Annotated in this window: 9 protein-coding genes; 3 read left to right on the forward strand and 6 right to left on the reverse strand. The window is 64.2% G+C overall.

Annotation, left to right across the window (positions count from 1 at the left end; genetic code table 11):
* Positions 1-22: 22 nt before the first annotated feature.
* The 5 genes from ACQKEK_RS18250 to ACQKEK_RS18270 form a co-directional block, all read right to left on the reverse strand.
* On the reverse strand, positions 23-1,087 hold the full coding sequence (locus ACQKEK_RS18250; protein ID WP_064481157.1) for a PA0069 family radical SAM protein: 1,065 nt from the start codon (positions 1,085-1,087) through the stop codon (positions 23-25).
* 213 nt (positions 1,088-1,300) lie between these two features.
* Entirely contained in the window at positions 1,301-2,071 is a 771-nt protein-coding gene (locus tag ACQKEK_RS18255; RefSeq protein WP_499144045.1) for a DUF1835 domain-containing protein, read from the reverse strand.
* A 17-nt stretch (positions 2,072-2,088) separates the two neighbouring features.
* Positions 2,089-2,367 (reverse strand): YheV family putative zinc ribbon protein, encoded by a 279-nt coding sequence (locus ACQKEK_RS18260; protein WP_499144044.1) that lies wholly within the window; start codon positions 2,365-2,367, stop codon positions 2,089-2,091.
* Positions 2,364-4,412: an oligopeptidase A gene (prlC, locus tag ACQKEK_RS18265; RefSeq protein ID WP_499144043.1), complete on the reverse strand. Its 2,049-nt coding sequence runs from the start codon at positions 4,410-4,412 to the stop codon at positions 2,364-2,366. Before prlC ends, ACQKEK_RS18260 begins: the two co-directional genes overlap by 4 nt.
* Before the next feature lie 409 nt (positions 4,413-4,821).
* Positions 4,822-5,814 (reverse strand): bile acid:sodium symporter family protein, encoded by a 993-nt coding sequence (locus ACQKEK_RS18270; protein ID WP_499144042.1) that lies wholly within the window; start codon positions 5,812-5,814, stop codon positions 4,822-4,824.
* 85 nt (positions 5,815-5,899) lie between these two features.
* Between ACQKEK_RS18270 and ACQKEK_RS18275 the strand changes: the two genes are divergently transcribed.
* The 3 genes from ACQKEK_RS18275 to ACQKEK_RS18285 all read left to right on the forward strand — a co-directional run bounded on the left by ACQKEK_RS18275 (position 5,900) and on the right by ACQKEK_RS18285 (position 8,290).
* A complete protein-coding gene (locus ACQKEK_RS18275) occupies positions 5,900-6,721 on the forward strand; it encodes an AraC family transcriptional regulator (RefSeq protein ID WP_499144041.1) in 822 nt (273 codons plus the stop codon).
* Between the two features lie 34 nt (positions 6,722-6,755).
* Positions 6,756-7,298, forward strand: a complete 543-nt coding sequence (locus tag ACQKEK_RS18280; RefSeq protein ID WP_499144040.1) for a gamma carbonic anhydrase family protein — start codon at positions 6,756-6,758, stop codon at positions 7,296-7,298.
* 347 nt (positions 7,299-7,645) lie between these two features.
* Positions 7,646-8,290: an HAD family hydrolase gene (locus tag ACQKEK_RS18285; protein ID WP_499144039.1), complete on the forward strand. Its 645-nt coding sequence runs from the start codon at positions 7,646-7,648 to the stop codon at positions 8,288-8,290.
* A gap of 6 nt (positions 8,291-8,296) precedes the next feature.
* Here the strand turns inward: ACQKEK_RS18285 and ACQKEK_RS18290 are convergent, their stop codons facing one another.
* Complete coding sequence (locus ACQKEK_RS18290) at positions 8,297-10,231, reverse strand: metallophosphoesterase family protein (protein WP_499144038.1); 1,935 nt, start codon at positions 10,229-10,231, stop codon at positions 8,297-8,299.
* Positions 10,232-10,638: the final 407 nt, after the last annotated feature.

The following is a 10,638-nucleotide window of genomic DNA, read 5'->3' on the forward strand; positions in this document are numbered from 1 at the left end:
CTGCCCTACGGCCCGGTCCTGACTAGAGCAGATTCATCTGCTGCCCGGGCGGAGCGAAGCGACTGCAATCGAGCCCGTAGTTCTGGTCACGACGGTTGTAGCCCAGCCGCTTACAGGCCAGCTGAAAGCGCTGCGCCAGCAATTGCGCGAACTGTCCTTCTCCACGCATGCGGCTGCCGAAACGGCTGTCGTAATCCTTGCCGCCGCGCGACTGCCGTACCAGGCTCATGACGTGAGCGGCACGTTGCGGGAAATGCTCCTGCAGCCATTCGTCGAAGAGCGTGGCGACTTCGTGAGGCAACCGCAGCAGCACGTAGCCAGCCGAGCGCGCTCCGGCCTCCCGCGCGGCTTCGAGCATGCGCTCCAGCTCCATGTCGTTGATCATCGGAATCATCGGCGCGCACATCACGCTGACCGGCACACCCGCCTCATGCAGGGTGCGCAACACCCGCAGCCGCGCCGAAGGCGACGCCGCGCGCGGCTCCATGATGCGCTTGAGTTCATCGTCCAGCGTGGTCAGGCTGACCGAGACGCTGACCAGCCGCTGCTCGGCCAGCGGCACCAGCAGATCCAGATCGCGCAGCACCAGCGAGCCCTTGGTGATGATGTGCACCGGATGCTTGAAGCGCAGCAGGATTTCCAGCGCACGGCGGGTCAGCTGCTGTTCGCGTTCGATGGGTTGATACGCATCGGTGTTGACGCCCAGCGCAATGGGCTGGGGCACGTAGCCCGGCTTGCTCAGCTCCTGCTCGAGGCGTTCGGCGAGGTTGGTCTTGGCGATCAGCCGCGTCTCGAAATCGATCCCCGGCGACATGTCCCAATAGGCATGGCTGGGCCTCGCAAAACAGTAGATGCAGCCGTGCTCACAGCCCCGATAGGGATTGACCGAGCGGTCGAAGCCGACGTCCGGCGACTGGTTGCGGGTCAGCACGCTCTTGGCCGTCTCGAACCGTACCTCGGTGGCGCGGGTCAGCGGCACGTCCTGTTCCCAGCCGTCGTCGTAGGCCTCGCTAGTGGTCGGGGCGAAACGGTTGTCCGGGTTGATCGCGGTGCCGCGGCCGCGCGGCGTGCTTTTCGGCGGGAACATGAAGGGCTCCGAAATACTGTATATGAATACAGTATCAGAATACGGCAAAGCCTCTCCAATGTCGCCGCACCGCCCGTCGCGTAGGGTGGATCGCGCCTTGTCGCTCCACCGCCCCGCGAGCGACCGGTGATGTCTCATGCAGGAGCGATCGTGGGTGTAAAAAGCGGCATCTACCCTAGGTCAGGTGGCAAACCCCAAGCCCACCGGCGGACATCACATGGCTGAAGCGCGGCGCACCTGCACCTGGCTGTACTCGGCTTCAGCTCCGTCGCTGAGCTCAATGCCACCACGTTTCGCCAGCTCACGGGCGCGCCAATAGAGGAACAGGTCAGTCGCGAAGAAGCCGTCGCAATGGCCCATCACCTCGGCCATGGCGCGGGCGAGCGGCATCCAGTCATTGCCGCAGGCCGACAGCAGCTCGCTATCGATCCGCGAGTGATCTTCACCGACGAAACGCCCGTCGACCCAGCGACGTATCGCTGCGCTCTCTTCGACGGCGGCCCGCCATTCACCAGCGAGGTCGGCGATGCGGGCGGGCTCGACGAGGCGCGGCTGATAAAGCGCTGCCAGGGCATCCGGTGCACGCATTGACACCGCCATACGCGTGCCGACTCGGCTGTCACCGGTGCCGCAAGCAACCTCATGCAGCGGTATCGCCGAGCCTTCCAGAGCCGCCGCCACCCGCGCAAACATCAGCTGTTCGGAGGCGCTGTCGCCATGCCAGACCGTAATCTGCCGCGGCTGATCGGGCAGTCGCGCCAGCCACTCCGCATCGTTGGCAATGCCGGAGAAATCCGGACGAGGCTCCAAGCCGACAGGCCAGACCCCCTCCCAGAACGCCATTCGCGTCGCGCATGGCGGGGATTCGATATCCGCGAGCGGCCCAACCGCCAAGTCGTCGCGCAGAATGCGGACCTCATTGCCCTCGGCCAGCAGTTGCCGGACGCTGTCGGCGGCGAGATCGCCACAGGTGATATGCCACATGGCGATTCTCCAATCTGTCAGTCGGGTTTTTTCTTCAGCTTCGGGTTGGGGAAGAACTGTACCGCCTGCACCTGCGGATCGGGCGCCTTCGGCTTGGCCTTGTTAACCCGCGTCCCCAGTTCCGAGGGCACCGACTGGCCCTGGGCGTTGAGGGTGTCGGCGTAGCCGCACTCCACGCACTCGCGGTGGGGAACGCCGTCGACGTCCCACATCTTGATGCTGTCGCTGGCACTGCACGCCGGGCACACAGCACCGGCGATGAAGCGCTTGGTGGTTACCTTCGGCTCGTCGCTCATGCCACTTCCTCGGTCAGGCCTAGATGACGCAGCAGCGCGTCGGTGGACGGCTCGCGGCCGCGGAAGTCAACGAACAGCACCATGGGCTCCTGCGAACCACCGCGCGCCAGAATGGCATCGCGGAAGGCACGACCGGTATCAGCGTTGAACACGCCCTCTTCCTCGAAGCGCGAAAAGGCGTCGGAGGACAGCACCTCGGCCCATTTGTAGCTGTAGTAACCGGCCGCATAACCACCGGAAAAGATGTGCGCGAAGCTGTTGGGGAAGCGGTTGCTGGCGGGCGGACGCATCACCGAAACCTCGTCGCGGATGCTTTCCAGCACCTCGAGCACGCTGCGGCCGTCGCCGTGTGTGGCGTGCAATTCGAAGTCGAACAGCGAGAATTCCAGCTGACGCACCATCACCAGGCCGGACTGGAAGTTCTTTGCCGCCAGCATCTGGTCCAGCTTGTCCTGCGGCAGGCGCTCGCCGGTCTGGTAATGACCGGAGATCAGCGCCAAACCCTCCGGCTCCCAGCACCAGTTCTCCATGAACTGGCTTGGCAGCTCAACCGCGTCCCAGGCCACACCGTTGATGCCCGAGGCGCCGGCATGTTCGACCTGGGTCAGCAGGTGATGCAGGCCATGGCCAAACTCGTGGAACAGCGTGGTCACTTCATCATGAGTCAGCAGCGCCGGGCGCTCGCCAACCGGCGGGGTGAAGTTGCAGACCAGATTGGCCACTGGAGTCTGCAAGGTGCCGAGGCAGGTACGACGCTTGTCGCGCGCGCCGTCCATCCATGCGCCGCCGCGCTTGTTGGGCCGCGCATAGAGGTCGAAGAAGAAGCGCCCGACGTGCTCGCCCTTCTCGCGGATTTCGAACAGGCGAACGTCCGGGTGCCAGCTGTCGAAGTCTTCCAACTCGTGAATCTCGATGCCGTACAGGCGCTTGACGATGGCGAACAGGCCGGACAGCACCTTGTCCACCGGGAAGTAGGCACGCAGCTCTTCCTGGCTCAGGCTGTAGCGCGCCTGACGCAGCTTTTCGCCGAAGTAATTGACGTCCCAGCTCTGCAGGTCGGTAACGCCCTGCTCGGCTGCAAAGGCGCGCAGCTCCTTGAGGTCACGCTCGGCGAAGGGTTTGCTGCGCTGGGCCAGATCTCGCAGGAAGCCGAGGACTTGATCGGTGCTCTCGGCCATCTTGGTGGCCAGCGACAGCTCCGCGTAGTTGCCGAAGCCCAGCAGCTTGGCCAGCTCCTGACGCAGGTCGAGGATCTGCTCCATTACCGGGCCGTTGTCGAACTGACCGGCATTCGGCCCCTGATCGGACGCGCGGGTGGAATAGGCGACATAGACCTCTTCACGCAGCGCACGGTTGTCGGCGTAAGTCATCACGGCGTAGTAGCTGGGGAATTCAAGGCTGATGAGCCAGCCATCCAGCTCCTTGGCTTTGGCGGCCTCAGCCATCTGCGTCTTGGACGAATCGGTGATGCCGGCCAGCAGGCTTTCATCGGTGACGTGCTTGGTCCAGGCCTGGGTGGCGTCGAGCAGCTGGTTGGAAAAGGTGCTGCCCAGCTCCGCGAGCTTCATGCGGATCGCGCCGAAGCGCTGCTGTTCGGCGGGCGGCAGGTCGATGCCAGACAGACGGAAATCGCGCAGCGCGTGTTCGAGGATGGTCTTCTGGGCGACATCGAAGCCGTCTGCCTCGGGGCTGAGCGACAGCGCCTGGTAGGCGGCGAATAACTCGGCGTTCTGGCCCAGTTCAGTGGCGTAGGCGGACAGCTTGGGCAGGCAGGCCTCATAGGCGCTGCGTAGTTCGGCATTGTTGCGCACCGCGTTCAGGTGGCTGACCGGCCCCCAGGCGCGGCTGAGGCGCTCGTTCATCTCGTCCAGGCCGACGACTAGAGTGCTCCAGTCGAGGCTCTCGGCCGGGCGGCTGAGCAGTTCCTGCAAGGCGACACGGTTGTCACCGAGGACGGCGTCCACCGCCGGCTCGACGTGCTCGGGGCGGATCTCGGAATAAGGCGGCAGGTCGAATTCCCGAAGCAGCGGGTTGGTATCGGTCACGGCATTTGCCCCTTTTTGAATAAGTGATCAGCTGAGCATGTTAAAGACAATTGCCCGACCGCGCAGCCAGCAAACGGATCGATAGCGTGGCGCTATGGATAACCAAAGCGTCGGTTTGCGATCAGACATGTGGCGCACCTCGCGGCATCATCGAACCCGCCCCGCCCAGGCGAATGGCTCTCTCATTGCGACGATATCCTGGAGCACGGGTTCCGCGTACCGCTGCTGTAGGAGCCAGCTTGCTGGCGATCAAAGGTGCGCCGTTCATGGCAGGCCGCTTAGCCGCCGCCATAAATCGCCAGCAAGGACTGGGCGTCCCCCTAGCTCCTACGGGCCAAAGTTGCTGCGCTGTGGGCTACCAGCAAAGCGGGCTCCTACGGGTGCCGTAGATGCGTGCCTGATGGCGGCTCTACTGAGCCGCACGTGATTCCACCGGCAGCTCGGGACGGCGGGCATAGCGCTGGGCGAGCACGGTGCAGACCATCAGCTGGATCTGATGAAAGATCATCAGCGGCAGGATGATCATGCCCACCGCGCTGGTGGCGAACAGCACCTGGGCCATCGGCACGCCAGTGGCCAGGCTCTTCTTCGAGCCGGCAAAGAGGATGGTGATGCGGTCTTCAAGATTGAAGCCGAACACCTTGGCCAGCACACTGGTCAGCCACAACACGATAGCCAGCAACAGGCAGCAGGCGACCACCAGGCCCATCAAATGGCCCAGCGGTACGATCTGCCACAAGCCATCGACCACCGCGCCACTGAACGCGGTGTAGACCACCAGCAGGATGGAGCTTTGATCGACCGTCTTCAGCCAAGTCTTGTTGCGCGTCACCCAGGCGCCGATCCAGCGCCGGGCGATCTGCCCCGCGATGAAGGGCACCAGCAGCTGCAGGACGATCTTGCCGATGGAGTCCAGCGTCGAGCCGCTCTCACCTTCGACGCCCATGAGTAACAGCACCAGTAGCGGCGTGAGAAAGATGCCGATCAGGCTGGATGCGGCAGCGCTGCAGATCGCCGCCGGGACGTTGCCGCGCGCCAGTGAAGTGAAGGCGATGGCCGACTGCACCGTAGCCGGCAGCGCACAGAGGTAGAGCATCCCCAGGTACAACTCGTCGCCCACCATCGGCGTCAACACCGGCTTGAGCGCCAGCCCCAGCAGCGGAAACATGACGAAGGTGCAGGCGAAGACCAGCAGGTGCAGGCGCCAGTGGCCGGCGCCAGCGAGGATCGCCTCACGGGACAATTTGGCGCCGTGCATGAAGAACAACAGCGCGATGGCGGCCGCCGTCAGCCACTCGAAGAACACCGCACCTTGGCCTTCGCAGGGGAACAGCGTGGCGATGGCGACCACCGCCAGCAAGGCGAGCGTGAAGTTATCGAAGAGGATGCGCAGCTTGGCCATGAACACTATTCCTTAGGGCTTGCGGGTGACTGGAATCGACCTTAACGTGGGCGCAACCTTCCGACTAACGCCAAGCAGGCACGAAATGTCGCCAATCGGACAAGAAGCCGCATTGATTACCCGCCTGGGCGAACTCAAAGCACTGCCGCGACCCGTCTATGGCCAGCTGGATTCCCCGCCCAACCTCAAGCTCGGCTACCGGCACAGCCATCCCTGGGTGCAGCTGTCCCATGCGGTCGAGGGCGTGCTCGAGGTGCGCACTGACAGCGGCCGCTTCATTGCGCCGCCGCTGCGCGCAGTATGGATTCCCGCCGGCATCACCCATCAGGTGTTCTGCGCGCCGGACACCTGCATTCGCAGCCTGTACATCGATCGCAGCGTGGTCAGCCATGCACCGGAGCATTGCCGGGTGGTGCAGGTGAGCCCCCTGTTGCGCGAGCTGATCCGACATTTCAGCACCCTGCCCGAAGCCTATGCCGAGGACGGCGCCGAAGGTCGTCTGGTACAGGTGCTGCTAGACCAGCTGGGATCAGCACCGGAAGTCGAGCTGGTCCTGCCGCTGCCGACCGAGCCGCGCCTGCATCGGCTGTGCAAGAGTCTGCAGGCGCAACCGGAGTCGCAGGAAGGGCTGGCTGACTGGAGCCGAATCCTGGGGGTCTCGGAACGCACCCTGAGCCGCTTGTTCCTCCGCGAAACCGGGTTGACCTTCCGCGCCTGGCGCCAGCGCTTGCGGCTGCTCAGCGCACTGCCGGCACTCGAGCGAGGCGAACGAGTCACCGACGTCGCGCTGGGCTGCGGCTATGAATCCCTGTCGGCCTTCATCGCGGCCTTTCGCGAACAGTTCGGCGCCTCGCCGGGCGAATTCTTCCGGCCCGGCAGCAGTTCCGCCGTTGGCCCTGTCCACTAGAAACCGCCCAATCTTCGAGCTAGAGGAGCAATTCATGAGCATCCGAACCTACCAGGGCCACACGCCCACCTTAGGCGAGCGTGTCTTCGTCGACCCCAGCGCGGTGCTTATCGGCGATATCGAAATCGGCGCGGACAGCTCGGTCTGGCCACTCACCGTGATCCGCGGCGATATGCACCGCATCCGCATCGGCCAACGTAGCAGCATCCAGGATGGCAGCGTCCTGCACATCACCCACGCCGGGCCCTACAACCCGGACGGTTTCCCATTGACCATCGGTGATGAAGTCACAGTCGGCCACAAGGTCACCCTGCATGGCTGCACCCTGGGCAGCCGGATTCTCGTGGGGATGGGGTCCATCGTGATGGATGGCGCGGTGGTCGAGGACGAGGTGATCATTGGCGCTGGCAGCCTGATCCCGCCGGGCAAGACGCTCGAAAGCGGCTACCTGTACGTCGGCAGCCCGGCGAAACAGGCCCGACCGCTGACGGACAAGGAGCGCAGCTTCTTCAGCTATACCGCGGGTAATTACGTGAAGCTGAAGGATCAGCATCTGGAGCAGGCGTACGCTGACTGACGTGTTCGCAGCGGATCGCCAGCAAGCTGGCTCCTACGAAAAGCAGCCATGCTCACGCGTCTGTTCAAGGCCCTGCGACTCTGGCGCGGTTGCTGATCCAATCCGGGATCGAATCCCAGATTTCGCAGAGGATTGGTGATCCGTAGGAGCCAGCTTGCTGGCGATCATGGCGAGGTTCAAGGAAACATCCCGCTAGACGCCTTGGTGCGGTGCCCGCTGATCCATTGCGCCGAGCCCACGCTTGCCGGGGGCCAAGATTGCCAGGGCTAGATTGCCGGGGCTCGGGTTTGCCGGCCGAGCGCCGAGTGCGGGACAATCGGCAGCCACCCCGCAGCCGGCTCGACTTCATGCATCACTCCACCATCCTCTTCGACCTCGACGGCACCCTCACCGACCCGCGCGAAGGCATCACCCGCTCGATCCAACATGCACTGGCCAAGCTCGGCATCGACGAGCCGGATCTGACCAAGCTCGAACCCTTCATCGGACCGCCGCTGCTGCAGGCCTTCATGGAGTTCTACGGATTCGACGAAGCGCGTGCCTGGGAAGCGGTCGGCCATTACCGCGAGCGGTTCAAGACGGTCGGCCTGTACGAAAACCTGCTGTTCGATGGCGTACTGGAGATGCTCGAACACCTGCGCGGTCAAGGTCGGACGCTCTATGTCGCAACGTCCAAACCATCGGTTTTCGCCCGCGAGATCGCCCGGCACTTCGCCTTCGATCATCACTTCAAGGTCATCTACGGCAGTGAGCTGGACGGCACCCGCACCAACAAGGTCGAGCTGATTGCTCACCTGATCGCCGAAGAAAGGCTCGATCCCGAGCACACGCTGATGATCGGCGACCGCAAGCACGACCTGATCGGCGCACACCGCAACGGCTTGCAGGCGGTCGGCGTGGGATACGGCTTTGGCAGCCACGCCGAGCTGATGGCCGAGTCGCCGGCCTACTACTACGCGACCCTGCCAGCGCTGCGGGCTGCGTTCAGCTGATACACGCTACTCGCGTTCAGGCGCAAAGGTCACCGGGGGCGAGCCGTCGGCGTTGATCTGCTCCACCCGTGCCGGGCGACCTTCGGCATCCAGGCGGACGCGCCCGATCCCCGAGCCGTTCCACAACCGCTCACCGGACCGGCTGCGGCTGGGCAGCCATGGCTGGACCCGCACGCGGCGGCGCTTGGTGAACCAGTTCAGGGGCGAGCGCGGTGAGTACAGCCAGCGATTGAGGCGATCGAACAGGTCTAACAGACGGCGTGGAAATTCGTTCTTCACCCCGCTGCTGGTGATCTGCCAGATCTTCGGGCCTTCCGCCTGGCCACGCACATGTACCTCGTAGGCGAAGGAGTAATGCACGTCACCGGAGAGGACAACGTAGTTGCCCGGCGTGCGGGTGTGACGAAAGATGTTGAGCATGACTTGGGCGGCGCCGCGGTGCGCCATCCAGTTTTCCGCATCGACCAACAATGACAGCCCGGCCCAGCTGAACACGCGCTGCACGGTTTCGATCAGCTTCACCCCGAACATAGGCGCCGGCGAGACGATGACTACCGAGCGATGGTCGAGGATGTGCTGTTGCAGATCGGTGAGCGCCTCCCAATCCATCAGGCCCGAAGGCCGACTCAGGTTGCGCTCGTTGCGCCAGCGGCGGGTGCGGGTGTCGAGCACCACCAGCGCCGGTTCGCTGGCGATGACATAGCCCCAATCACCGCGCTGCAACACCTCGTCCACCACCTGATCATGCAGCGCACAGTCGAGCTGGCCGTCCTCGCCGCTTGCCAGCAATGCCTCGACCGTCTGCAACGACGTGACACAGGCATCCGGCGTATTGCCCCAGGCCTGGCACAGCAAATAACCCAGCAGCGCGTTACCGATGATGCGCCGTGAGAAGGGATGGCCGTAGGCGGTCTCCTCCCAGCGCGCACTGAGGTTCCAGTCATCGGTGATGTCGTGGTCGTCGAAGATCATCAGCGACGGCAGATGTGCCAGCCCGCGCGCCACCTGCGGCAACCCCTGGCGGAACGCGTCGATGCACTCGGCTTCGCGGGCGTAGCGCTGGGCCATATCCTCGTCCAGCGGCGGCGCCTGTAGCTCGATCAGCGTCCAGGGCACCGGTGACCAGACCAGCAGGTACATGGCCAAGACTTCGCCCAACGTCACCAAATGGTTGTGCGCGCTCGAGGTGGTGAATACCGGCTTTTCGACGCCACCGAAGAAGCGCTCGCGCAGCGCCTCGTTGGATTTGAACGCCGGCAGCAGTTCGGCGCGCCGGTAATAGGTGGCCGGGTGCGCCATCAGCTCTTCGCTGTTGGCCACGGTCGCGCCCTCCAGGCATTCGCCGTAGAGCCCGAGCCGGCGGATCAGCGCGTGAATGGCGACCAGCATTGGGCCCGCCACATCATCGGCGTACACCTGATCGCCGGTCATCAGCAGCGCGGCCGGCCAGCGCTCGGGCGCGTGGCGTACATCCTTGATCAGCGAATCGACGGTCACCAGCCCATCCGACGACGCGTGATGAGGCTTGCGACAGGAGCCGTGCAGCAGATCGTCAAAGCGCGAGCGAACGACGAAAGCCGGCCGGTCGCAGCCTTCGTGGATCAGGTGCGGCGCCCAGTCGGCGATGCCCTGCTCGGTGCCCTGTCCGCTGATCAGCAGGTCGTATTCGATGAGTCGGTCGACCGGCAGCGGCGTCTCGAGGTGGACATCAATCAGATGCAGCCAGGCCGAGGTGCCGATGCGCAGACGACGGCAGGCATCCCGTTCCAACGCCAGCGAACGCGACGCGTCACCTTCGGGCTGCAACATCAGGCGCAATGACAGGGGCTCGCAGGCCACCAGCCAGAGCACCAGCCGCCCCGCGTCGAGCCGGCGCAGCATGGGTCCGGCAAGCACAAGGGGAAGGAATTCAGCGGTGTCGGATGGTGCGGAGCTGGGCATGCAACTGCTCAATGGCGGCGGTGGAGCATCAGAGTGTAACGAATAGCGCCGGTTCGCCCTGGATTGAGGTCGGGCTGCTCGGTGGTGAGCCTCAGCCTTGGTAGGGTGGATCGCGCTTCACCGATCCACCGAGCAGTGGCCAACGGTGGATGAAAGAGCATCCTCTGCCCTTCGGGCTTGCCCAGCGCCTGGGTTGCTTCCGTGCAAGTGGTGGGCTAAAGCCCACCCTACTTGCTGAGGCTTGGGTCGTAGGGTGGATCGCACTTCACCGATCCACCGAGCAGTGGCCAACGGTGGATGAAAGAGCATCATCTGCCCTTCGGGCTTGCCCAGCGCCTGGGTTGCTTCCGTGCAAGTGGTGGGCTAAAGCCCACCCTACTTGCTGAGGCTTGGGTCGTAGGGTGGAT

Source organism: Pseudomonas sp. NPDC077408, from assembly GCF_050269105.1.
In the GTDB taxonomy this organism is placed as follows: domain Bacteria; phylum Pseudomonadota; class Gammaproteobacteria; order Pseudomonadales; family Pseudomonadaceae; genus Stutzerimonas.